This window comes from Corynebacterium urinipleomorphum, from assembly GCF_900155535.1.
In the GTDB taxonomy this organism is placed as follows: domain Bacteria; phylum Actinomycetota; class Actinomycetes; order Mycobacteriales; family Mycobacteriaceae; genus Corynebacterium; species Corynebacterium urinipleomorphum.
The window spans coordinates 301,432-325,578 of the sequence record NZ_LT706963.1 but is presented as its reverse complement, the minus strand read 5'-3'; the positions used below and the strand labels follow the sequence as shown (position 1 = coordinate 325,578).

The 24,147-nt window shown below is 63.3% G+C and carries 23 protein-coding genes; 3 read left to right on the top strand and 20 right to left on the bottom strand.

Going from position 1 to position 24,147, the window contains the following annotated elements; translation table 11 throughout:
• Nucleotides 1-19: 19 nt before the first annotated feature.
• The gene (locus CZ338_RS04410) at nt 20-826 is read left to right on the top strand and encodes a trimeric intracellular cation channel family protein (RefSeq protein ID WP_087117076.1); all 807 of its coding nucleotides are present in this window, start codon (nt 20-22) and stop codon (nt 824-826) included.
• Here the strand turns inward: CZ338_RS04410 and CZ338_RS04405 are convergent.
• The 11 genes from CZ338_RS04405 to CZ338_RS04355 all read right to left on the bottom strand — a co-directional run bounded on the left by CZ338_RS04405 (nt 823) and on the right by CZ338_RS04355 (nt 13,934).
• Complete coding sequence (locus CZ338_RS04405; protein WP_087117075.1) at nt 823-1,566, bottom strand: DedA family protein; 744 nt, start codon at nt 1,564-1,566, stop codon at nt 823-825. The two genes, CZ338_RS04410 and CZ338_RS04405, sit on opposite strands and share 4 nt — an antisense overlap.
• Before the next feature lie 35 nt (nt 1,567-1,601).
• Nucleotides 1,602-3,035 carry a protoporphyrinogen oxidase gene (locus CZ338_RS04400; RefSeq protein WP_087117074.1) on the bottom strand — a complete coding sequence of 478 codons (1,434 nt, stop codon included), beginning with the start codon at nt 3,033-3,035 and terminating at the stop codon, nt 1,602-1,604.
• 22 nt (nt 3,036-3,057) lie between these two features.
• The gene (gene hemE, locus CZ338_RS04395; RefSeq protein WP_087117073.1) at nt 3,058-4,104 is read right to left on the bottom strand and encodes a uroporphyrinogen decarboxylase; all 1,047 of its coding nucleotides are present in this window, start codon (nt 4,102-4,104) and stop codon (nt 3,058-3,060) included.
• Between the two features lie 33 nt (nt 4,105-4,137).
• Complete coding sequence (locus CZ338_RS04390) at nt 4,138-6,912, bottom strand: heavy metal translocating P-type ATPase (RefSeq protein WP_235839438.1); 2,775 nt, start codon at nt 6,910-6,912, stop codon at nt 4,138-4,140.
• 49 nt (nt 6,913-6,961) lie between these two features.
• Complete coding sequence (locus CZ338_RS04385) at nt 6,962-7,444, bottom strand: hypothetical protein (protein WP_087117072.1); 483 nt, start codon at nt 7,442-7,444, stop codon at nt 6,962-6,964.
• 65 nt (nt 7,445-7,509) lie between these two features.
• Entirely contained in the window at nt 7,510-8,154 is a 645-nt protein-coding gene (locus CZ338_RS04380; RefSeq protein WP_087117071.1) for a hypothetical protein, read from the bottom strand.
• Nucleotides 8,151-9,215 (bottom strand): porphobilinogen synthase, encoded by a 1,065-nt coding sequence (gene hemB, locus CZ338_RS04375; RefSeq protein WP_087117070.1) that lies wholly within the window; start codon nt 9,213-9,215, stop codon nt 8,151-8,153. The genes CZ338_RS04380 and hemB overlap by 4 nt, the downstream gene beginning before the upstream one ends.
• 120 nt (nt 9,216-9,335) lie before the next feature.
• Nucleotides 9,336-11,051, bottom strand: a complete 1,716-nt coding sequence (locus CZ338_RS04370; protein ID WP_087117069.1) for a bifunctional uroporphyrinogen-III C-methyltransferase/uroporphyrinogen-III synthase — start codon at nt 11,049-11,051, stop codon at nt 9,336-9,338.
• A gap of 196 nt (nt 11,052-11,247) precedes the next feature.
• Nucleotides 11,248-12,132, bottom strand: coding sequence for a hydroxymethylbilane synthase (gene hemC / locus CZ338_RS04365; protein ID WP_087117290.1), 885 nt, complete (start codon nt 12,130-12,132; stop codon nt 11,248-11,250).
• A gap of 44 nt (nt 12,133-12,176) precedes the next feature.
• Nucleotides 12,177-13,571, bottom strand: coding sequence for a glutamyl-tRNA reductase (locus CZ338_RS04360; protein ID WP_087117068.1), 1,395 nt, complete (start codon nt 13,569-13,571; stop codon nt 12,177-12,179).
• Between the two features lie 114 nt (nt 13,572-13,685).
• Nucleotides 13,686-13,934 carry a glutaredoxin family protein gene (locus tag CZ338_RS04355; RefSeq protein ID WP_087117067.1) on the bottom strand — a complete coding sequence of 83 codons (249 nt, stop codon included), beginning with the start codon at nt 13,932-13,934 and terminating at the stop codon, nt 13,686-13,688.
• 109 nt (nt 13,935-14,043) lie between these two features.
• Between CZ338_RS04355 and CZ338_RS04350 the strand changes: the two genes are divergently transcribed.
• Nucleotides 14,044-15,084 carry an HAD family hydrolase gene (locus CZ338_RS04350; protein ID WP_087117066.1) on the top strand — a complete coding sequence of 347 codons (1,041 nt, stop codon included), beginning with the start codon at nt 14,044-14,046 and terminating at the stop codon, nt 15,082-15,084.
• A gap of 5 nt (nt 15,085-15,089) precedes the next feature.
• Here CZ338_RS04350 and CZ338_RS04345 read toward each other — a convergent pair whose 3' ends face one another.
• The 6 genes from CZ338_RS04345 to CZ338_RS04320 form a co-directional block, all read right to left on the bottom strand.
• Nucleotides 15,090-16,349, bottom strand: a complete 1,260-nt coding sequence (locus CZ338_RS04345) for an NADH:flavin oxidoreductase (RefSeq protein ID WP_235839436.1) — start codon at nt 16,347-16,349, stop codon at nt 15,090-15,092.
• Between the two features lie 291 nt (nt 16,350-16,640).
• Nucleotides 16,641-16,742 carry a 30S ribosomal protein bS22 gene (locus CZ338_RS04340; RefSeq protein WP_003855542.1) on the bottom strand — a complete coding sequence of 34 codons (102 nt, stop codon included), beginning with the start codon at nt 16,740-16,742 and terminating at the stop codon, nt 16,641-16,643.
• 385 nt (nt 16,743-17,127) lie between these two features.
• Nucleotides 17,128-17,319: a helix-turn-helix domain-containing protein gene (locus CZ338_RS04335; protein WP_087117064.1), complete on the bottom strand. Its 192-nt coding sequence runs from the start codon at nt 17,317-17,319 to the stop codon at nt 17,128-17,130.
• A 233-nt stretch (nt 17,320-17,552) separates the two neighbouring features.
• The gene (gene proC / locus CZ338_RS04330; protein ID WP_087117063.1) at nt 17,553-18,368 is read right to left on the bottom strand and encodes a pyrroline-5-carboxylate reductase; all 816 of its coding nucleotides are present in this window, start codon (nt 18,366-18,368) and stop codon (nt 17,553-17,555) included.
• Between the two features lie 51 nt (nt 18,369-18,419).
• A complete protein-coding gene (locus CZ338_RS04325) occupies nt 18,420-19,511 on the bottom strand; it encodes a hypothetical protein (protein WP_087117062.1) in 1,092 nt (363 codons plus the stop codon).
• A gap of 12 nt (nt 19,512-19,523) precedes the next feature.
• Nucleotides 19,524-20,453 carry a Ppx/GppA phosphatase family protein gene (locus CZ338_RS04320; RefSeq protein WP_087117061.1) on the bottom strand — a complete coding sequence of 310 codons (930 nt, stop codon included), beginning with the start codon at nt 20,451-20,453 and terminating at the stop codon, nt 19,524-19,526.
• A 34-nt stretch (nt 20,454-20,487) separates the two neighbouring features.
• On the opposite strand from CZ338_RS04320, the gene CZ338_RS04315 reads away from it, so the two are divergent.
• Complete coding sequence (locus tag CZ338_RS04315; protein WP_087117060.1) at nt 20,488-21,354, top strand: hypothetical protein; 867 nt, start codon at nt 20,488-20,490, stop codon at nt 21,352-21,354.
• Between the two features lie 16 nt (nt 21,355-21,370).
• Here CZ338_RS04315 and CZ338_RS04310 read toward each other — a convergent pair whose 3' ends face one another.
• The 3 genes from CZ338_RS04310 to CZ338_RS04300 are packed head-to-tail and all read right to left on the bottom strand — an operon-like array spanning nt 21,371 to nt 24,122.
• Entirely contained in the window at nt 21,371-22,069 is a 699-nt protein-coding gene (locus CZ338_RS04310; RefSeq protein ID WP_087117059.1) for a response regulator, read from the bottom strand.
• A 20-nt stretch (nt 22,070-22,089) separates the two neighbouring features.
• Nucleotides 22,090-23,367, bottom strand: coding sequence for a sensor histidine kinase (locus tag CZ338_RS04305; protein ID WP_087117058.1), 1,278 nt, complete (start codon nt 23,365-23,367; stop codon nt 22,090-22,092).
• A gap of 8 nt (nt 23,368-23,375) precedes the next feature.
• Nucleotides 23,376-24,122, bottom strand: coding sequence for a phosphoglyceromutase (locus tag CZ338_RS04300; protein WP_087117289.1), 747 nt, complete (start codon nt 24,120-24,122; stop codon nt 23,376-23,378).
• Nucleotides 24,123-24,147: the final 25 nt, after the last annotated feature.

Here is a 24,147-nt window from a genome sequence, read left to right as displayed (position 1 = left end):
GATAACTAGGATCGCCGAAGTGAATGACTTCGGCCCTTTTTATTACATCCTTGAGTACACCGGTGTCCTGCTGGCCGCGATGGTTGGCGGGACTGTTGCGAAACGCATGAACTTCGATGTGGTCGGCTTCGGCTTCATCGCATTGATCTCTTCCCTCGCGGGTGGTTTACTGCGCGACTGCTTGCTCAGCAACGGCCCCGCCGCGGCACTGCAATCCCCCTGGTACCTCATCATCGCTGTGACGGGTGCCGCGATCGCCTTCTTCATCGACATTGAGGGCGTGTTGTGGGACCAGGTGCGCTTCTACCTCGACGTAGTCACCATCGGTGTGTGGTCGGTGGTGGGTGCCACCCATGCGATTGTCAACGATCTGCCGTGGATCGCCGCCCTGCTACTCGCGGTGGTCACGTCCACCGGCGGTTCGCTGGTGCGCGACGTTGTGCTGGGGAAAGTCCCGGCACTGTTCACCTCGCAGAAAATGCTTGTCTTTCCGTCGCTCCTGGCCGGGGCGATGACGCTCGGCTTCTCGCACTTCCACATCGCCGCGTGGAAGGGAATGCTCATTTCTTCCATCGCCGCGTCGGTGTTGTCCATGGCGGTCTACTGGCTGGGCAGGTGGCGCACCGCGCCGCAGCCTCAACGCACGGAGCGCTCCCTGGACCGGCGCATTGCCGCGCAGCTGGACATGTCCCCCGACGACTCGGTCGTGGACATCGCCCGCGCCATTTCCAATGCTGACGACGACGATGTGCTCGACCTCGTCCGCCTCTACCTGCGCGATGAAGTGCTCGAGCGCGCCGGATCCTCCCCCGCCGCCGCGGACTAGGCGGTCTTCGACTGCCGCCTGAACACCCCGACGAAGACGACCACGAGCAGGCCGATGGCGATCCAGTTAGCCACCTTGGCGTACTGCTCGAGGACGAAGACGACGGGCTCGCCGATCACCCAGCCGAGCCAGAAATACAGCAGCGTCCACGCGGTCTTAGCCACGAGGTCCAGGGCGAGCATCTTCTGCCACGACATGCCGGTGGCACCGGTGAGCACCAGCACCACGAATTTGATCGGCAGCGGAATGGGCAAGTAGGCGAAGAAAATAGCCAGCCATCCGAGTCTGTGGAACCAGCCCTCGACCCGGTCGATGTTCTTTGCCATCCGCTTCGAGGTCTCCGCCTGCACGTCGAGCATTCCGCGGCCCCAGAGCTTGCCGGCCCACCAGTAGACCCAGTCGAATTTGATGGCCACCACTGAGCCGATGAGGACGTACCAGATCCAGCCGGGGGCTTCCCCCACTGCGGCGAGAGCACCGGTGGAGGCCGCACCAATGCGGGACCCCGTCAAGGCCAACAGGACCGGCGGGTCCAGTCCCAGCAGCCAGGCGCGCAGCGGAATCAGGGCCATGCCGAACAGCCCGACGAAACCGAACCACGCCAAACACCAGTAGTCCTCTTTAGTGGGCTTGGAGTTCCACGGCATGCCGGGCTCTTCCCACCATTCGCGCTCGGCTTCGTGGGCGGTCGGCTCATTCTCCGGCACCGGCCGGTCTGCTTCCTGGCGCTCTAGCGACATGGTTTCTTACCCTACCGCCTCGACCGCGCAGATTGTCAGCTGGCCAGGGTGCGCGCCACCTCACGCGCATGCGCGATCACGGCGGGCACACCGACCCCGCCGACCCAGGCACCGGTGACGGAGATTCCGTCGATTAGCGCAATTTGCTTTTCGACGTCCGCGACCGTTTCCACATGCTTCTCATCGAACCGCGGGAGACCACCGAACCAGCGCTGAACGTAGATTTCCTCCAAGCCTGCCTCGCGGCCGTCGAAACCGGTGATGGTCTTAAGGTCATCCAGTGCCCAGTCCACGAGGTCATCCTCGTCGGCGCGGATCGCGATATCGTCGCCGTACCGGCCGAAGCTGGCGCGGACGAGTGCCCCGCCGCGCTCCGCCAAGTGCGGCCACTTCCGGGAGGAAAGGGTGAACGCCTTCGCCCGGACGTCCTCTGCTCCCGTGGCCACGAGCACGCCGGAGTTCTCCGGCAATCCCTCGTCGGTGGCGAAACGCATGCCCACCACGACTGAATTGGCCAGCTTCACGTTGGACAGAGTCTGCGACGCTTCCGGCGCAACCTGTTTGAGCAGCAGCGCTGCCGTCGGCGCGGGCACAGCCAGCACGACGTGGTCGTAGACGGTGTCCTCCCCGCCCTTGAGCCGGAAGCCTGTGCCTGCGTCCGGGGATTCGACACGCTCGATTCCGGAGATGAATGCGTCGATGTAGATGTCTGCGCCGGACTTCTCCGCGAGCTCCTCGTACAGCTCCTGGTACCCGTCGCGGAACGCGTTGAACACGGCGCCGTGGCCAGTGGGCAGCTCCTTGCGTTTCGCCGCCTGCTGCTCCTCTAGGTTGCACACCGCCGTGGAGAGGTGGACGGTGCGGTCCGGGGACTGTGCTGCAAGGCGGTCGAATTCGGCAGCCAGCTGAGGAATGGTCGCGCGCACACCGAGGTCATCTGCCGTGCAGGAGTACACCCCGCCGAGGAGAGCGGACACGATATTGTCCACCACCTCGTCACCGTAGCGCTCCCTCACGAGAGCGCCGACATTCAAATCGCCGTCCTCTGGCCAGGTGAAGCCGGGGCGGGCCGATTCGCCGTCGATAAGCTGCGCTGTCTCCTCTGAAACGAGGTGAGCAACGACTTCCGATGAACTGGGGATTCCCATGATGCCGCCGCTGGGCAGCTGGCGCGCTTCACCGTCGACCCATACCAGCGAACGCAGCCCGGACGGCTCGACGAGCGAATCGTTCAGGCCCAGCTCGGTGAAGAAATCCACTGCATCCCGGCGCCGCGCCATGAACGCTTCAGCACCCATGTCTGTCGGGCCCGCTTCGAACGCGACGGTGTGCAGCTTGCCGCCGATCCGGTCGGTGGCCTCGTACACGTCGATTTTCGGCTTTCCGCCTTTCGGACTGAGCTTGTTCAGCTCGTACGCGGTGGTCAAGCCTGCGAGTCCCGCACCGATGATGGCGATTTTCTGGGGCATTAGTCTTAAGTCTCCTGCCTGGCTACTTCTCGTGAATGATCCGGACAGCTTCGGTAATGGCATCGGGGTCCGTGTCCGGCAGCACACCGTGGCCGAGGTTGAAAATGTGGCCGGTGGCCGTGCCCACCTCGACAGCGCGTGCGGCCTCGGCCTTGATGCGCGCCACCTCGACGCGGACCACGTCGGTGTCGGCGAAGAGCATCGCCGGATCGAGGTTGCCCTGCAGCACTCGCGGGGAGGCGAAACGCTCCGCGGCGCGATCCAGCGGCACGCGCCAATCCACACCCATGACCTCCGAACCGGCCTCCGACATGGCGCCGAGCAGCTCTCCCGTGGTCACACCGAAGTGGATGCGGGGAATCTCTCCCGCGACCGACTCCAAGATCTCCGTCGAATACGGCAGCACGTGGCGGCGGTAGTCCGCTTCGGTGAGGAACCCGGCCCAGGAATCGAAGAGCTGCATCGCGTCGATGCCGGCGGTGACCTGCGTGCGCAGGAACGCCGTAATAGTCGGCACCAGGCGGCGCATGAGCTCGTGCCACGTGTCCGGGTCACCGTGCATCATGGCCTTGGTCTTCTCGTGGTTCTTGCTCGGTCCGCCCTCGACGAGGTAGCTGGCCAGGGTGAACGGGGCCCCGACGAAACCGATGAGGGCCTGGGTGTCATTCAGCTCATCCAGAATGTGGCCGATGCCCTGGGCCACCTCTTCGACCTCGTGATCGAGAACCGGCAAATCAGCCACGTCCTGCTTCGTGCGCACCGGCTGCGCCATGACGGGTCCGCGGCCCGGCACGATCTCCACGTCCACGCCCGCCGCCTTGAGCGGCACGACGATGTCGGAGAACAAGATCGCGGCATCCACATCGTGGCGGCGCACCGGCTGCAAGGTGATCTCCGCCAGAAGCTCCGGCATGAAGCACGAGTCAAGCATGGCAATGCCTTCGCGCGCCGCGCGGTACTCCGGCAGGGACCGGCCAGCTTGACGCATGAACCACACAGGGGTTCGCGAGGGCGTGCGGCCGCACGCGGCCTCCACAATGGGGGCTTGGGTCAGCTCACGTCTGGTCATGCAGTCCATTGTGGCCCATGGGGGCACACAGTGTCACAACCGGTTGATCCGCGGGAAGCGGCGGGCGCGCATCGACAGAACCTCAATCAGCAGTGAGGCCCCCAGCATGAGCACCGTCGCAGCAATCGGCGGGATGGCACCGGCTGCCGCGCCGACGAGCACCCCGATGTTGTAGCTCCACGCCAAAAACTGGTTACGGTCGATTAGGGCACTCACGCGTTGCGCATGGACAATCAGCTGGGGGACGGCCATGACATCGCTGCGCAGCAGCACGGCTGAAAGCCGGCGCCGTCGCTGCTGCCCGGTCTCGATATCGTCGGCGGTGGAGTACATGATGCTCACATTCGCAGCCCGCAGAGCGTTCGTGACAGTGTTGTCGCCGACGAGGGCGACTTGGGCACCTCCGGCGCGCAAATTGCGGATCGCCCCCGGTTTACGGTCGTTGGTGATACCGGCGAGCACCGTAGAGATCCCCAGGTAGTCCGCGAAACGACGGGCCACCGGGTAGGTGTCGCGGGTGAGCATGACCGTTTCCAACCCACGGGACTCCAACGCCATGACAGCCTGGTCCGCGTCGTCCTTGTACGGGTCGAACAAGGTGATCACGCCCCGGTCCTTGCCCTTCCAGGCCACCACAATAGGCGTGCCGCCGGACGTAGCCGCAACGGCCAGAGCACCGTGGAGGTTGGACAGGTTCACCGGGCGCCACAAGCGGGCATCCACCTGGGTAACTGATTCGTGGCCGTCATCGTCGACGTAGGTGAGCGCCAGACGGCCCGTCACGTCCCCGCTCGGCTCCTCTTCCATGCTCACCAGTTCGTAGCGCAGCGGCAGCTCCGGGTCGTTGTCCGACTGCGATCGGGCTTCGCGCGCCCCCTGCACGAGAGCTCGGGAAGCGGGGTCCGTCGTCTCCATGGACAGTGCGCCCGCCATGCGGAGCACCATTTCCTCGCTCTCGCCATTCAGGGCGGTGACAGATTCGACGAACATTTTCGGTTCAGCAAGTGTGCCCACACGGTTGAACACCACCGTGTCCACCTGATCCAGTTGGCGCAGTGTCTCGCCTTCGCGGAGAAGCATGCCATGCCGCGCGGCGGACTCCACACCGAGCCGCAGCGCCAGTGCCGGCGACAACGCCAGTGCAGGAGGAGCGACACCCGACAGCACAGCCAGAGCGGTGCGCAACGCCGCGTTGTAGTCGCGGGCGATCAGACCCCACAAGATGAAGCTGAAGAAAGCCACCGTCATCGCCACAGGAAGCAGCAGTGCTGCCCCGCGGGCGTACTGCACCGAGGCATGCCGCTGCCGGCGCTCCACGTCGCTCAACCAGTGTCGCACCGCGTGCCAACGGGTGGCGTGACCGGTGCGCTGAGCGCGAACCTTGATCTCGCCTTCGCGGATGACAGTGCCGGCGTAGACGACGGAACCTACCTTGACATCCATCGGCTCGTGGACATCAATCAGCCCCGGACGGAGCATCGCGCGCCCGCCCATGATCTTGCCGTCCACGGGAATGACCTCGCCCTGTCGCACGACGATGTCGTCGCCGCGGTTGATCTCCGAGACGGGAATCATTTCCTCGGCGCAGTCGGCTCCGCCACGCTTTTTGCTAATCCGGGTGAACTTGGTTTCAGGGTCGAGGGTGGCGTCTGAGAGTTCGTCGATAAGCAAAGTGCGCGCGCGGATGGAGTACCGTCTACCGATCAGCAGGAGCGCCGTGATGCCGCACGCGACATCGAGAAAGAGCTCCGGACCGTCCGCAGTGCCCTGTGTTGTGGCGAACCAGGAGAAGCCCGAGTGCCAGCCGCGGTGCCCTGTCGGCGCGAACGCGATGACCGCGGCCGACCAGACGTAAGCGATGACCACCGCGACCGAGCTGGCTCCATCAAGCGCCGCAATACCGCGCCTCACACCACCGAGCATCGCCCGGTGGAACGGGAACGCGCACCACGTGACCACCGGTGTGGCCAAGGCGAGGGAAACCCACTGCCAGCCGTCGAACTGCGCCGGCTCGTAATAAGCGAGCACAAGAACGGGAATGGTGAGCACCAACGCCAACCACATGCGGGCCGGAGTGACCAGATCGCGGGCGGTGTACAGGACATCGTCGTGTTTCTCTTGTTGACGGGGTTGCCCGTACCCCGCCCGCCGTCTTTGATCCAACGAGCGTGCGGCCAGACGGCGGCGGCGCCGCATGCGGCTGGGCATATCCTTGACAGGCTTGCGACGGGCGTGGTGCTCGGCCGTCTGTTTGCGCGCTGCGTAGCGCAGCAAAGACGTCTCCGACATTGTGGCGGTAACGCCATGCTCGGCAAACGCCTCCTCGATCACTGCCGGGCTCATGTCGTCCGGTGCCGTCACCCACGCCGTGGCTGTGGGATACACAATGCGGCACTGCACACCTGTCCGCGCTTTCACCGAAGCCTCGACCTTATCCACGTCGGGCGCCGGGGGCAGATCCTCGAGCAGGAACGAGTACGACACATGGGGGCGGTCCAAGTCTCCGACAGCAGCCCAACCAGAATGGTCAGTGTCATCCGGCTCGCCACCGATGCCGAAACCCGCCTTGCGCGCTGCCTCGTGCGCATCCTCGATGGAGCGTCCGAGTTCACCTGTTTCCGCCGTGTCTCCGGGCGCCGCCGCGTCAGACACCTCGACCGTGCCTGCAGCTTCCTCCGGGTCCGCGGGCGTTACCGCGCCGTCCGTGAGGTCAGATTCCTCCACGTCATCTGGAGTTTCGGCCCGGTCGAAGCCTTCTGCATCCCCCTGAATACCTCGCGCGTCTTGGTCGTCCGCTCGCTGTGCCACTGTTTTCACCCCTTCCCGGCGCTGTACGTTCTGGTTTGCCCGACTGAAATTAAAATCGCGGGCTCATCTTATCCACGAAGGCATTTGAATCCTGGCGGAATGCGAAGAGCATGGCGAACGCCAGCAGGATGACGATGCCCATCGCGGACCACGCCGTCATCACATGCGTCCAAAAGGCGGCCAGGTTGAGGAACAGCGCCAAACCGGTGAACCCCGCCGCCCACCGGCGGGCCTTCTTGCTGCCTTGCCGAAAAAATGCCGCTGCAGACACCAGCAGCACCGCCAGAACGATATTGCCGATAGCGGCCACCCGCATATTGGTCATGAAATAACCGCGCACTGCTTCATCCACACCCTCTGGGGCACCCTGGCTGAGCAGGAGCATAGCCGTGAGCAGCATGATCACAGCCGCGGCGCAGATCAAGTAGAAAGCGACCTGCAAATTGCGCGGCCACTCGTCACCGACTGTGCCGGAGTAACGGCGGTTCGCGTCGTCCGGGTGACTGGTCATCGTGGGAAACATTCCGGCCATGGTGCTGTGGGACTCCCAATCAAGACAGGGACACGCCTGCGGGCATGCCCCGAGATATTGCGTTGCTAAGCAACAGGACTGGAATCATTATGGTTGCCCGGCCCGCCTTTGGCATCCTGCTTGGCGGTCCATATCTTCGCTTCCTCCTGGGAGGCAAAAATCAGCCCGCAGATCGCCGCCACGCCCGCGATGATCTGGATGACTCCGTCAAGGGCCACCACCGCAGTTGGAATGCCCTCGGTGTTCGCCCCGACGACGAGAAAAACCGTGATCATGCGCAGAATGAAGAACGCGGAGAACACCGACAACAGCATCGCCGCATTATTCGACCAGCTCTTGCGCCGCGCGATCGCGTTCAGCGAAATGGCCAGCAGCAGAACGAACGCGAGCATGAACAGTCCCATCAACGCGATGGCCGCGTAGACGATCAGCTTGATTTGATCGTCCGGAACGGCCTCACCACCGACAGACTTATTCGCCTCCCGTGCGGATTCGGTCAACACCGACGGATTCAGAAACGCCATGGACAGGCTGAACAGCTGGTGCACCAGCTCGCCGCCGAGCATGACCGCCCATGCGAAGAGCAGGTAGCGCACGGTCTCCGGCGGCTTATTCGGGTCCTGGGCACCGCGCTTTCCGCTTGTCGACGCCCCCTGGTCCCCCTGTTCCACCGCATTCCCCGGCATCATCGACGGATTTGGAACGGTCATCGCTTCTCCGCTCCCCCATTTTCCCCGCGCAGAATGCGGGCGGCGTCGAGCGCGAAATACGTGAAGATCTGGTCGGCACCGGCGCGCTTGATGGACATGAGGGATTCCATCATCGTCGCGTCGCGGTCGGTCCAGCCATTGGCGCCAGAAGCCTGAATCATCGCGTACTCGCCGGACACCTGGTAGGCCGCCACCGGAACCGGGGACGTCTCCGCGATCTTGGCTAGCACATCCAGATACGGCATAGCAGGCTTGACCATCACGAAATCGGCGCCCTCCGCCACATCCAGCTCGACCTCGAGCAGGGATTCGCGAACATTAGCCGGATCCTGCTGGTAGGTGCGACGGTCACCGGTGAGCGAGGAGCCCACCGCGTCACGGAACGGCCCAAAGAACGCTGAGGCGTACTTGGCGGAATAAGCCATGATCGCCACATCCTGGAAGCTGGCATCGTCGAGAGCTGCGCGGATGACCTCGATCTGACCGTCCATCATGCCCGAGGGGCTGACAATGTGCGCGCCAGCTTCCGCCTGGGAAACCGCCATCTTCGCGTACAAGGGCAGCGTCGCGTCATTGTCCACCACATCGTTTCCGTGGGCGTCCGTGGTGAGCACCCCGCAATGGCCGTGATCGGTGAACTCGTCGAGGCAGGTGTCCGCCATGATGAGCAGATTGTCCCCGAACTCCTCGCGCAAGCGGGCCACGCCGCGGTTGAGAATCCCGTCCTCCGCCCACGCCTGGGACCCTTGGGCATCCTTGTCCGCGTCGCGCGGAACGCCGAAGAGGTCCACACACGGCACGCCGAGCTCAACGGCCTCACGGCAGATTTCTACCAGGGAGTCCATGCTGTGCTGGTACACACCCGGCATCGAGGGGATTTCGCGCTTCTCACCGTTTTCGCCGAGATCGTCGGCGACGAACAGCGGCAGGATGAAGTCGGTCGGGTGCAGCCGGGTCTCTGCGACCATCGCCCGCATTACGGGAGAGCGGCGCAGCCGGCGGGGTCGGCGCACCGGCCCAGAATTCAGAGGGTTCAGAGCTGTTTCAGACACGGTCCCCATGATAGGAACTTCGTGGTCCAGTGGAAAATACTGCCGGGCACGAAAGCCCCGAACGGGAAAGCCCGAGCACGGCAGTCCCGCATCTGCCCCGGGACCATCCCCCCTCGCCCCGTCAACCGATTAGGAGCGGCGGGCGCGGCGCTTCTTGCGCGGCGGCGGCAGCTGACCAGAGGCGCGCAACCCCGCAACATGGTCCGCCAGTGCGTCGACAAGGGAAGGAACGTCGGCGACCTCTGGCACGACATCCACGCGCAGGCCCTGCTCCTTCGCTTCGGCGGCAGCCATCGGGCCGATGCACGCGATGATGGTGCGGGAGTGCGGTTTGCCAGCAATGCCCACAAGGTTCTTCACCGTCGAGGCGGACGTGAAACAGACTGCGTCGAAGCCGCCGGTCTTGATCATGTCGCGCACCTCAGGAGCAGGTGGAGCGGCACGCACGGTGCGGTAAGCCACAACATCGTCTACTTCCCAGCCGCGCTCAACGAGTCCGTCAACGAGCACGTCGGTGCCGATGTCAGCGCGCGGCAGAAGCACGCGGCCCACCGGATCGATCTCCTCGACGTATTCCGGGAAGACATCGACGAGCCCCTGTGCGTTCTGCTTGGTGCGGTGCGGCAGCAGCTCGGGGAACATGCCGCGGGCGCGGATCGCTTCGGCGGTCTTGGTGCCCACAGCAGCGAGGTGCACGCCGGCGAACGAGCGCGCGTCCAGCCCGAGTTCCTCGAACTTGTCCCACACCGCGTTGACACCATTGACCGAGGTGAACACGATCCACTGATAACGCCCTTCAACGATGCCCTTGATCGCGCGGTCCATTTGCGCGGGATTACGCGGTGCCTCCATAGAGATCGTGGGCACCGACTGCGGGATCGCGCCGTAGGAGGTGAGGCGGGCGTTCATCGGGCCAGCCTGCTCCTTCGCGCGCGGCACGAGGACGCGCCACCCGTACAGGGGGCGGTTCTCCCACCAGGAGTACTTCGAACGGTCATCTACGGCGGTGCCGATTGTGACGATAAGGGTGCCGTCCAAATCAGCGTCCAGCTTGCCGACGGTCCCCAGCGTCGCGTCGAACGTCCGCTGCAACCGTGTCGTGCCATTGACCGTGACCGTCAGCGGGGTTGAAGCGCTGTACCCGCGGGCGGTCAGCTCTTCGGCGATCACCGGCAAGTGGCGTGCTTCACCCTGCAGCACCAGCGGCTGCGGCGCAGCAGCGAGCCCATCCCAGTCAACGGGCTCATTACCCAAGTCAGCCTCGGTATAGGTGGAGCCCAGACCGATGCCGGCGAAGGACGGAACCGTCGACGGCAGCGACATTCCCGGCACCACCTGAAATTCCAGCCCGGCGGCTGCCACCGCAGAGATTTCCTCCATGATCGCATTGCGGGTGAGCGGGTTGCCCGCAACGAGACGGATCACGTCGCCGTCGCCCGCGTCTCCGCGCTCGATGGCTGTTGCCGCTTTATCCAGAGCGGTTTCAAGCGGCGCCACAATGCTCTCGCCTTGCGGGGCTGCTTCAGACAATTCCGCAGCAGTAGGATCAGCAGGCTTCGGCGGCTTCCGGCGCGCACCGGCCTCCTTGGCCTTGGCACACATCTCCTCGTACGCCTCTTCCGCGGCCTTCAGTTTCTCTTCCGGCACGGGCAAGTCGGCGCCGACAACATCGCGCACACCGGCGGAAACGTCAGGATCGACCACAGCGACCGAATTGCGTTCGAGGACTTCGCGGGCACGGATGGTGAGCAAATCCGGGTTGCCCGGACCCGCGCCGACGAAAACGACCCGCCCCTTCGGGGTGGGGGTTGCGGAAGACGCGTTTTCATCCGCGGGCAGCGGCATGGCGGCACTCGTCATTGACTCAAATCTTTTCTAGCCAGATCGCGACAAAAATTACTTACAAAGGTGCGCATCGCGCCTGCTGACGGCCCCAAAAACACGCTAGGGGGACCAGATGGGAAGCGGCGCCGACGGCATATGGTATCTACACCTTAATTTAGAGCGCCGAATTCCAGAAATTACCGCTGGAAACGGGGTCTTAGAGGAAGCGGGCCGCGCCGCCGTTGAAAAGCTTGCGCGCGATGTCTCGTCCGAGCTCCACCGGATCCGTACCCGTTGCTTCCTCCACTAGCTGAGCGGACCCGTCGAGGGCGAACACGCCGCCGCGCAAAGTGATGGCCTCCCCGTCGATCGTGGCGGTCGACGCGACCGGCGCCGTGCATCCGGCCTCCAGTCCAGCGAGCACCGTACGTTCGGCCATCGCACACAACGTGTCATCGGGGCTGACCAGCTTATCGACGGCTTCCCGCGCGTACTCATCATCCGCCCTGCATTCCACTGCCAGGGCGCCCTGCGCGGGAGCCGGCATGAATTCGTTGGGATCGAAGACCTGCGTGGCCTGGTCTCCCAGTCCCACGCGAGTCAGCCCCGCGTAGGCGAGCACGACTGCGTCTAGTTCGCCGCTGGTGACCCTGCCCATGCGGGAATCGATGTTCCCGCGCAGCGGCTGAATATCCAGGTCAGGGCGCATGGTCTTGAGTTGGGAAATGCGCCGCGGTGCGGAAGTGCCCACACGCGCTCCTTCAGGCAGGTCTGCAAGGCTCATGCCGTCGCGGGCGATGAGTGCTTCACGGCGGTCCTCCCGCACTGGAATGACCAGGTGCGTGCGCGGCTCTTCGGCTGTGGGCAAGTCCTTGAAGGAATGAACTGCCACATCTGCTTCTCCGTCGAAAATTGCCTGACGGATCGCAGTGGTGAACACGCCCACGCCGATACGCTCCACGGGAGCTTGACTTAGGTCGCCCGCGGTAGTGACGATGGTGAGCTCCGAGGCGTATCCGGCGTTGATCAGTGCGTCACGCATGTGACCCGCCTGAGTGCGCGCGAGTTTCGATCCACGAGTGGCCACGCGCAGCGCACGCATCGTGGTCTCTGTCCCCTCGGTGCCAGGTGCGGTCGCGTTCGTCACTACTCGTTTCCTTTCTCACAGAAGCCAGAGAGCGAGTTCTTCTCGTACCCGCTGGCGGATTTGATGCCGGTTCCTCCCCCAGCCAACCCGGTGGTCGTGTCTTTGCCCCCGGTCAGACCGAAGAGTTCCTCAATGGCGATCTCGTAGCTGACCTCGCCAGGTGCGGCCGCCAGCTCCTTGATCTTCACTGTCGGCTGGTGCAGGAGTTTGTCCACCACCCGCTTGACAGTCTTGGACACTTCGTTGAAAGCAGCCTCGTCCAATTCCGGCAGCCGCGACCGCAGCTTCTCCAACTCTGTTTTCGCCGTTTCTGCCGCGTTGAGTCGCAGTTGGGTGACAATCGGTGCGACATCGCGCACACGCTGCTCACTGCTGAATTCCGCAATTTCTTCCGCGACGATCTCTTCAGCGCGGCGTCGTGCCAAGGTGCCTTCCGCAGCGGAACCGGGGTTGACTTCTTCGTCGCCGAGCTTCGCGTGCAGCGCCTCGATGTTGATCAGGGAGACTCCCTCGAGCTCCCCCACGGCATCGTCGATATCGCGGGGCAGGGACAGGTCCACCAGCGTCGCCGGGCCCGAAATATCCTCGGAAGTCAACGTGAAGCCGTCACTAGCAGTAGCGGAAACGGCCATGTCCACCCGGGACAACGCTCCGGCACGCGCCGAGAAGTCCACCACCTCGGCGGTGACCCCCGCTTCGCGGGCGTGCTCAGCAAGCCTCTCAGCGCGTGAGCGGGTGCGGTTGGCGATGATCAGCTTGTCCACCCCGCGTTTACCCAAATTGGTGGCCGCCAGCGACGACATTGCGCCGGCACCGAGGACCAGCGCTGTGCGGCCAGCCAGGGAATCGGACGGGTCCAAGCCCATCTCTTTCATCGCTTCATCGAGGGCGAAAGTGACCATGGACGCGCCAGTGTCATCAATGGCGGTCTCCGAGTGGATGCGCTTGCCTGTATGCAGCGCCGACTGAGCCAATGCGTGAAGGGCCGGGCCGACAGTGCCGCGGTCCGCAGCGTCCTGGTACGCAGCGCGCACCTGGCCGATGATTTGTTGCTCCCCCACCACCATCGAATCCAGGCCGGATGCGACACGCATGAGATGCTCGGCGGCGGCATCGGCATAGCGAACGTAGAGGTACCCGCGCAGCTCGGCGACATCGACGCCGGAGAACCGCTCGAGCACCCGGAGAACATCATTCACGCCGGTGTGGAAGGCGTTGGTGACGGCGTATACCTCAAGCCGGTTGCATGTGGAGATGATCATCGCCTCCGACAGGCTGGGCTGCTCAATGAGCGCGGAAGCGGATTCGGTCTGCACAGCCTCGTCCATGCTCAACCGCTCCAGCAGCGCCACAGGCGCCGACCGGTGGGACATACCCACCACAAGAACGCTCACGAAATCTTCCTCCAGACCATCTCACTCGGCTCCTGGCGCGGTCGCAGCGCCACAAGTCAACCCAAAGACTACCCCCGGGTCTCAGTGTTGCCGAAAATACCCGCCCGGGAAGGGTCACCCGCGGCTGATCCCCAGCTCCGCGGCTAGCTCATCATTATCCACTTCCCAGCAGGCGAATTCCTCGCCGTCAATGACAATCACAGGCACCCGGTCCCCGTACTCGAGCGCGAGTTCATCGCTCTCATCCACGTCGACGGTTTCAAGCACCGCAGCGGCAGCAGCCACCACGGGGGTAATCTGCTCCACCACCCTCGCGCACGATCCGCACGTTTGCCGAACCATCACCTGAACAGTGTGGGTCATCTAAAGAGGGCTCCTTCTCGTCGATACGCGCCCGCGAAGGCTTACGATGTTTACTTAGGCTACCCGCCACTGAACCCGCCCACCCACGATCGAAGGAGACCACCCCGCCGTGAGCCCCGACAACGGTTCCCTCCCCGGCCGCGATTACCTCGCACAGTGGTCGATTTCACGGGGCAACCTGCGCCGCTTCATTGAGGAGACTGCACTTCCGCCTATCGACGACGACCATCAGCGCGCTGCCGGTGAAGCCGCCGCCGAGGCCGCAATCGAGGAGACCTTCGGCATTGGCATCGAGCAATTCACCACGGGTGTCGATTCTGTGTCCGGCGCCGCCGCCACCGCCGGCGGAATGCGCCTGACTCAGCCGGATCCGGACATTCCCCAGCATCCGGGCGCCGCGGCCTTCTTCGATGTGGACAACACACTGATTCAGGGGTCCTCGCTCATCCTGCTCGGTATTGAGCTGTTCCGACGCAAATTCTTGAGCCTCAGCGAGATTTTCCCCTACTTCGTGGCGCAGATCCAGTACCGGGTGTTCGGCTCCGAGCTGCCGGATGCGATCGGGTCGGGGCGCGAGATGGCACTGAACTTTGTCAAGGGGCAGGAAGTCGAGTCGCTCAAGGAGATCTGCAGCGATATTGTCGACGACCGTCTCATCGACCGCACCTACGCCGGCACCCGGGAGCTCGCCGCGATGCACGTCGCCGCCGGCGAACAGGTCTGGTTGGTCTCTGCCACGCCGGTGCAGGTAGGCCAATTCCTGGCCACTCGGATGGGATTCACGGGCGCGCTGGGCACTGTCGCCGAGGAGGCCGACGGAAAGTTCACCGGGCGCCTGGTCGGCGACATTCTGCACGGGCCGGGCAAAGCTCACGCTGTCGCGGCTTTGGCGGCAATCCAGGGCTTGGACCTCGCTCAGTGCACCGCATATTCAGATTCCGCGAACGACATTCCCATGCTGTCCATGGTGGGTACGCCGGTGGCGATCAACCCTGACCGCAAGCTGCGTAAGCATGCGGAAGAGCACGGCTGGCTCATCCGCGATTACCGCCCTGTGCGCCGCTTGCTGTTGAGCTGGCTGCTCCCGGCCGGGATGGCGGCCGGAGCTGCCGGCGTGCTCGTGGCCCGCCGGCGCCGCAAGCGGCGCTAAGCCGGCTAGCCCTCGATTCGCTCGGACGCACCGGCGGTCTCCGCCGGGCGAATCTCGCGGTCCTCGGCCTTCATTGCATAGTCCGGGGAGTAGATGCAGTGCGTCTTACCAAAGACGGACGGCATGCAGTAGTTGTTGTGGTCGCACAGCGTGCGGTATCCCGGCTTCTCCTGAATCTTCTGGATCATGTCGGGCTCACGCAGCAAGGCACGGCCGATCTCGAAGAACTCGAAGCCCTCGTTGTAGCCCTTCTCAAAGTGCTCGCGCTGGGTCAGGCCGCCGAGGAGGACCAGCTTGGTGTTCTTGACCTTGTCCAGGAACTGGCGGGCATCTTCGTACATGTACATATCGTGGTACTCGAAGTCGCCCAGCATCGGCTTGCCGAACATGCGCACACCCACGTTGAACGGGAACGGCATGTGCTCGGCGAAACCAGCCAACGGCGGCTCACCGCGGAACAGCCACATCTGGCGGACCACGGAGGAGCCCTGGGTGAGCAGGATTGCGTCGACGTTGCCGTCGGCGTCAAGCATCTGCGCCGTCTGCAGCGAATCCGGCAGGACGATCGAGCCCGGAATGCCGTCGGTCATGGACATCTTGGCGATGATGGCAACATCATCGCCAACGCGTTCCTTCACAGCCTGGGAGATCTCACGGACGAAGCGGGAGCGGTTCTCAATGTTGCCGCCGTACTCGTCGTCGCGCTTGTTGATCCAGTTGGAAAGGAACGACGACGGCAGGTACAGGTGGCCAAAGTGCAGCTCGAGAGCGTCGAAGCCAGCCTCGGCGGCGAGCTCTGCCGCGTCGGCGAATTCGCGGATCGCGGTCTTGATCTCGTCCTTGGAAATGCGGCGGCAGTAGTTGAAGCTGGTGGGGTTGATGAACTTACTGGGTGCCCACGGGGTCTCACCGATCTGCTGGCGGGTAGCCACCGGACCAGCGTGGCCCAGCTGCGCCGATGCCTTCGCGCCATGCTCGTGCATCGTGGCGGTGAAGTCCTTCAGGCCCGGCAAAGACTCCTTCTCCATGAGGATCTGACCCGGGGCGGAGAAGCCCTTCGGGGAGGTGGCGCAGTACGCCAAAGTGGTCATACCGACACCACCTCGAGCGAAGCCCTCGTGGTACGCAATGAGCTCGTCAGTGACGCGGCCGTTCGGGGAACGTCCCTCGGAGGTCGCGGCCTTGATGAAGCGGTTGCGGAGCTCGACCGGGCCCAGTGTGGCAGGTTCGAAGATGGCGTTGGCCGATTCGTTCGGAGTGGACACGAAGAATCCCTTCTCTACTTGTCCCCCGCATGACCGCAGGCGCAGGAAACAACCGCGATGAGCGGCGATCGGGGGCTGGGTGCGAATATCAGGTGTCAGCTCACTATCAGTGGCTGATAGGTCCATTCTACCTCTGTGACTGCCCCATGCGACATGACGCAGGCTGCCCCAAACCGGCCCCCAATAACGACAGCACCCCTTCTACACCTGCGGCCCTTTAGCGGGCCGGTAGCAGAAGGGGTGCTGGATGAGACAGCCGCTGGTGTGCGACTGCACCGAGTTCTCGGCGCTCTACTTACCGAGCTTGCGGCGCTGAACGCGGGTGCGGCGCAGCATCTTGCGGTGCTTCTTCTTGGACATGCGCTTGCGGCGCTTCTTGATCACAGAACCCATCAGGTTTCCTCACTTTTCGTCTGTCGTACGTACAGTTCCCTACCGCATCCGCCGCCTTTCCGGCGGCGCGTCCGGGGTGCACTCCCGGAACAGGACTGGGCGGGCAGCCCAGTGCGCGGCACGAATACTCGGAAAATTCTACCGGCCTGGCTGGGCGAAACCAAAAACCGGCCCCGGCGGGCAGTGCCTGAAAACACGAAAAAAGGCGGCCCGCGCCAGATGCCTTGAGAAAATCAACGGCACGTGCCCGGGAGCGAACCCGAGTGCGCCCGCGACCTGCAGGTTCACAAACCTAGGCCGCGGGGGCGTGTCGATTTCTTCAGGATGTCGGCGCGGACCACCCCAATACCGCCTAACTGTCGCCGGGCGGCGGGTAGCCCCAGAATTATCCCACGTCGTAAACGGAGGAATCCAGGTACTCGTTGACAGCCGTCTCATTCACGCGGAACGAACGTCCAACGCGCACTGCCGGCAGTTCGCCGGAGTGGACGAGACGGTAGACCGTCATCTTGGAGACACGCATGATCTCCGCGACTTCAGCGACGGTCAGGAACTTGCCTTTATCTTCATTTGCCATCTGTTAAATCAACCTCCAGCACTGTGGCGCGCTGTAGGCTTCCCCTCCCACAGGACGTACACGCACGTGCCTTGAACAGCCTAGCGTGAAACCGATGTCACATGCGACTCAAAAGCCGGAAAACTTTAACTTTGTTCACAGTTCTTTCTCGGCTCACTGGTGTCGCTGATTCCACTGCCAGCTCAAACAGAGCAGTGGAAACCTGAAACAACCAGCATCCACAGACTTCCCGCTTATTTACCCATTTCGGCTGCGCGGGCGGCGGCAGCCTCGGTAGCACGGTAGAACGCCCCGCGCACGCCGGATTCCTCGAGCTCCCGGATCGCTTTCACTGTCGTGCCCGCCGGGGAGCTCACGCCCGCCCGCAGATCCACCGGTGTCTTGCCCGAGTGCGCGAGCATCGCACCCGCGCCTTCTGCAGTGGCAGACGCCAAGTCGGTAGCGGTGTCGCGGGGCAAGCCGAGGTTGACAGCGGAATCGACGAGCGCCTCCGCCACGAGGAAGAAGTAGGCGGGCCCGGAACCGGAGATGGCAGAGGCGGCGTCGATAAGCGACTCTGGCACGACGACGACCTTGCCTGTCGCTCCCAGTAGATCCGTGACCAGCTCCTGCTGGTCCTCCTCCACAAACCGGCCAAAGGAAACCACGCACACGCCCTTGCCCACCTGCATCGGGGTGTTCGGCATGACGCGCGCGAGCGGCGTCCCCGCACTGTGGACGGCGTCCGACATCGCGTCGAGTGTCACGCCCGCAGCCATGGACACGAGAACCGTCGACGTGTCGTTGGACGCAATCGCCTCCGACAATTCCTCGATCATGTCTGCCACGGCGTACGGCTTGACACAGAGAAAGCAGACCTCTGCATCGGTCACCGCTTCGATATTGTCGTCCGTGGTGATCACGCCGTAACGTTGCGCGAGCTCCTCTCGGCGGGATTCCGTGCGGTTCGTCGCCGTGATGGTTTCCGGGTTCACTCCGGAAGAAACAAGGCCGGAAATCAGGGCTTCCCCGATATTTCCGGCTCCAATGACTGCGATTGAGGTGCTCATGCACCTAAGAGTGCCACAGCAGCCCCGCAGCAGGCCACCGTAGCGCAGCGGTTAGACCGTAGTGACGAGCGCCGGCCCGAACGTCATCGCGGCACCGGCGAGAGCAGCGAGAGTCATGGTCAACGCGTCACGCCCCGTCTTCATCGCACGCACGAGCATCACCACACCGCCTGTCACGGCGAGCGCCAGCACACCGGCGAGGAACGGGTTCAGCGATGCCCACAGGTACTGGAAACCGAGGAACATCAGAACACCGACGACGAGGCCCGCGAAAACGAGCAGCACCAGCATGATCGGATTGACACTGTTATCAACCTCGACTTGGTCCGCATCCTCGGCGCGGTAAACGGGCTGCTCCGGAAGATGCTCGTCACGCACAACCGGGCTCTCCTGCGTTGTCGCGGTATCAGCATCGGACTCACGCAAAGCAGGCTTATCGACGTCTGATCCCTCGCCGACACCCTTTCCGCCCGGAGCCTTTGAGTCCGTAGCGGGACGGTCTTCCAATGAGACCACGCGGCTAATCGGACCAGTCTGCTCTGTCTTCGACGGCTGCGGCGCAACGGCTTTGAAGCTGCCGCGGGTCAGCGTTTCATCCTGGGGACGGGGTTCCGGTCGCGCGGGGGTCGGCTGCGACTGCGCCTTCACAGGTTCCGGCTTCGGCACCGACGTTGTGGCCGGCTTAGGCGTTGGCTCTGCGGCCGGTTTCGGCGCGGGCTTTACGGGCTGAGGCGTCCGCTCGATCTTGGTGGACTTTTGAGCCGGTGCCGCTGTCTTTTCCGTCTGAGCGGGGGCGGGCGACTCCACCTTGGCCGTACCGTTCGTAGCCGTCTTCGGCTTCACCTGCTGTTTCGGCTTGTCCGACTGCTCCGGCTTCTCTTGCTTCTCGGTTTTCTCCTGCTGCGACGGCTCAGCAGGCTTCACAGTCTTTGTGGTCTTCGCAGGCTCGGCGTCGATCGGAACAGAGGAGTGCTTGACCTCGGCAGGACGAGCGTCGACGGCCTTGAGGGAACCAGTTAGCTCGGCGACGGACACACCGCCTTCATCGAGGCTGCGGCGACGACGGCGCCGTGGCTGGGCATCCGGGTTTTCTTGCTGAGCCCGGGCCATCAATTCCGCAACGGTCAGTTGCTTATCGGCCATCTCGTCGTCTCCTTAGTTCTGACCTTTATCGATCTGGCGGAGAATTACGCCCTCGCGCAACGCCCACGGACAGATTTCTAACTTATCAAGATTAAGGGCGCGCATCGTTGCTTCGGCAACGAGGGCCCCCGCCACAATCTGGTGGGAGCGGTCGGAGCTGACACCCTCGAGTTCCGCACGGTCCGACGCCGTCATACGAGTGATGAAGGCGATCAGCTGCCGCAGACCGGGAGCAGTGAGTGTCCGCTTCACGTACGGGCCTGCCGAGGATGGGGCGGAGCCGGTCAAACGCGCCAACGTGCGGAACGTCTTCGAGGTGCCCACAGCTAAACCTGCCTCACCCTGATCGAGGAAATCATCCGCGACCGTGGCAAGTTCCGCGTCGATGTAATCGCGCAGGGTGTTGACCATCTTCTTCTCCGGCGGGTCCGTGTCAAACCACTCGTGGGTCAGTCGACCGGCGCCAAGGTCCAGGGAAACCGCCACATCGGGGACCTCATCGGTGCCGGTGGACATCTCCAAAGAACCGCCGCCGATGTCCAGGTTGGTGATCCGGCCCGCGGACCACCCATACCAACGGCGCGCAGCCAAGAAAGTCAGCCGGGCCTCATCCTTGCCGGAGAGCACGCGGAGCCGAACTCCCGTCTTCTTCTCCACATGGTCGAGCACGTCGTCCGAATTCGCGGCCGAGCGCACGGCGGAAGTAGCGAAGGCGAGGAACTCCTCGCACTTGAGGTTGTCGGCCAGGTCAGCCGCCTCCTGCACCGCCTCCGTCAGCTTCTTGACACCTTTGTCGTCGATTGCGCCGTTCTTGTCCAGCATCTCCACGAGCCGCAACGGTTGCTTCCAGTCGCTCATGGGGGTCGGACGCCCACCACTACGGGCATCTACTGCCACGAGGTGGACAGTATTGCTGCCCACGTCCAATACACCTAGTCGCACAGAGTCAACACTAGACCGTCTACCGTGGTCCAGTGTGAACCAACCTGTATTTCTGGGATTTCCAAAGAACTCCCCCGCCGGAAAATCAATCCGCGCCGGACACGAATTACCGCCGGATTTTCCCCGGGAATGGTTCGAATTCACCCACCCCGATGATCCGCACCACTATTTCAGCATCGACCTGACGTGGCTCGAGTCCACATGGTCGTGCCGCTTCGGCACCCCTCAATGCCGCGGCATTTCCGAGGACCTGCCGGTGGTCGGATGCTGCATTCACGGCGCGTACCTTTCGGACGAGCACGACCGCGACGACCTGTACAACGCCGTGGCGGAAATGCCGGCGAAATATTGGCAGCTACGCCCCGACGACGCGGACAGCTACATCGCCGCCGCTGACCCAGTGGAGCTCGAACCGTGGCTCGAATGGGACGACGACGAGGAAGAACCGTCGCTGAAAACACTGGTGGTGGATGGCGCATGCATCTTCGCCAACCGCCACGGACATCCCACCGGCCCCGGGTGCGCGTTGCATCAGTGGGCGATGGCGGAGGGCCGCAACATCATCGGCTCAAAGCCCGAGGTGTGCTGGCAGGTGCCGTTCTCGCGCGAAGACGAATGGCAGGAGCGTAGCGACGGCCAAGAGATCCTGCGCACCACCATCGGCGAATACGACCGTCGGCAGTGGGGAGACGGCGGAGAGGACTTCGACTGGTGGTGCACCAACGACCCCACGTGCCATTCCGGCAACGCAACGCCGGTGTGGCAGTCAATGCGGGAAGAGTTGACTCAGTTGATCGGTGAGAAGCCGTACGCGATCGTCGCAAAGCACTGCGCGGCACGTGCCGCCCTACCGGCAGACGCTAAATCCGTCCATCCGGCAACCCGCGCCGCGAATCCGTGACGCCGCTAGCGCAGCGTCACGCCTCGAACTTGTAACCCAGCCCGCGGACGGTGATGAGCTGCTCCGGGCGGGACGGTTCCTTTTCAATCTTGGTGCGCAAACGCTTCACGTGCACGTCGAGGGTCTTGGTGTCCCCCACGTAGTCCGATCCCCAGATCCGGTCAATGAGCTGGCCACGAGTGAGAACCCGCCCAGAGTTGCGCATCAGGTACTCGAGCAGGTCGAACTCCTTCAAGGGCATTGGCACCGGGTTGTCGTCCACGAACACTGTGTGGCGCTCCACGTCGAGGCGGACGCGGCCGCCCTCGAGAATATTGTCCGAGGGGACCTCGGTTTCCGGCTCCACCACGTCAGAGCGCCGGCGCAGCACCGCACGAATGCGCGCGATGAGCTCACGGGTGGAATAAGGCTTGGTCACATAATCGTCTGCACCGAGCTCCAACCCCACGACCTTGTCAATCTCGGAGTCGCGGGCCGTGACCATGATGATCGGCACATCGGATGTGGCACGGAGCTTCTTGCACACGTCGGTGCCCGACATCCCGGGGAGCATGAGGTCCAGCAGGACAAGGTCGACATTGTTCGCAGCAAAATCAGTGAGTGCGGTTTGGCCGTCAGCGGCGACGAGAGCTTTAAAGCCCTCCTTCTCCAGGAGGTAAGCGAGCGGATCTGCCAGCGATTCCTCATCTTCGACGATCAGGATGGTCGTTGTCATGTACGTGTCCTTAACCTTCTCTAGCCTTCTCTGTCCTTCCGGCGCGCCGCCGCACGGACCACCGGCAGTACCTTCCCTGGCTGCGTCTCGGATTCGTCCCCGTCCATGGGGGTGTCCAGATCAGCGATCTCCGTGGGAACAACCGCAGATGCGAGCTTTTCCGGAGCGAAGACCGGCAATTCGATCGTGAACGTCGACCCGGTTCCGAGCCGCGACCATAATTTGATAGTACCGCCATGATTTGCCACCACGTGCTTAACGATGGCCAAGCCCAAGCCTGTGCCCCCTGTCTGACGCGAGCGAGCCTTATCCACCCGGAAGAAGCGCTCAAAGACGCGCTTCTGGTCGTCCGGAGCAATACCGATACCGCGGTCGGTCACGCGGATCAGCACCACCGAATCCCGCACGACCTTCTGGGTCACACTCACGGGCTGGCCCTTCGGCGAGTAGTTGATCGCGTTCGAGATCAAGTTAGCCAGCGCGGTGACCAGCATGGTCTTGTCACCCATGACGTAAGTGTCGTAGCGTTCGCCTCGCGTCAGTTCAATATCGTGGCCTTCGGCCGAGAGCTGGTTGCGCTCCACCGCCTCGTCGATAATGTCATCCACCCGCACCGGCGCCATCTCCGGCAGGGCCTCGGCTCCCTGGAGCTTGGACAGATTGATCAAATCGGCGATCATCGAGCCCATTCGACGTGCCTCGCCCAGTAGCTTCTCGCCGAAATAGGTAACCAGTTCCGGATCGTCGGGGTCCTCAAGCAACGCTTCTGCCAGCAAAGACATGCCTCCGACGGGCGTCTTCAGCTCGTGGGAGACATTGGCCACAAAATCGCGCCGCGCGGATTCCATGCGGACATTCTCGGATTCATCCGTGGAGTACACGATGATGTAGTCGGTCTCCGACAAGGTCAGAGGTTGCACCACCGCGCTGACGTTGTTGACACGGCTACCGGTGGAACGGTGCTTGAGGTTCATGTCCAGAACACGGTCTTCTTTATCTTCAAAGACTTCCTTGCCCACACTCCACACCTCGGGGTTCAAGGTGCGGTCGTGCACGATGGACATGTGGTGCGCTGCCGAATTCGACAGAATCACTTCACCCTTACGGCCGACAACGGTGATCCCCGTCGGCGACCCCTGGATGACCAAGTGCAGGATCTGGCTGACAGTGCGGACCTTGGTGTCGTCCACTTTCGTCTGCGCACGGTTTCGCCCCCGCCGTTCGCGGAACCACACGGTTCCGGCCACGACGAGGGCGGCCGCCAGCACCCCCGCAAGGAAGGCGATTGCGGTGTTCACGGAAAGTTCTACTTATTCCCCTGGTTTGCCACTGCGGCGGCGCCTTCCGCGGCTGCCTCCGGGTCGAGGTAGGTGCCGCCCGGGTTGGTCACGTTGCCGTCGGCGTCGAATTCGTAGACAAGCGGCATGCCCGTCGGGATGTTCAGCCCGGCGATGTCCTCGTCGGAGATGTTGTCCAGGTATTTCACCAATGCGCGCAGGGAGTTGCCGTGCGCTGCGAGCATCACGTTCTTGCCGGCGAGCACCTCCGGCAGAATGGAGTCGATGTAGTACGGGGTGAAGCGTTCCACGACATCCTTCAGGCATTCGGTGCGCGGCACCTCGGGGAGGAAGTGGTAGCGCGGGTCATCCGTCTGCGCGTACTCGTTATCCGTGTCAATCTCCGGTGGCGGAGTGTCGTAAGAACGGCGCCACTCCATGAACTGTTCTTCACCGAACTCCTCGCGGATCTCCGCCTTGTTCAGACCCTGCAGCTTGCCGTAGTGGCGCTCGTTGAGGCGCCAATTGCGCTTAACGGGGATCCAGTGCCGGTCCGCCTCATTGAGGGCGATGTTCGCGGTGCGGATTGCGCGGCGCAGCAGGGAGGTGAACACGATGTCGGGGAGGATGCCCTTCTCCTTCATCAGTCTGCCTGCGTTGACAGCTTCGGCTTCGCCTTTTTCGGTCAGGTCGACGTCGACCCAGCCGGTGAATTGGTTCGATTCGTTCCACTGGCTCTGTCCGTGACGGACAAGGATTAGCTTTCCGTTGCTCATGGTCCCCAGCATGCCATTTTCGTTC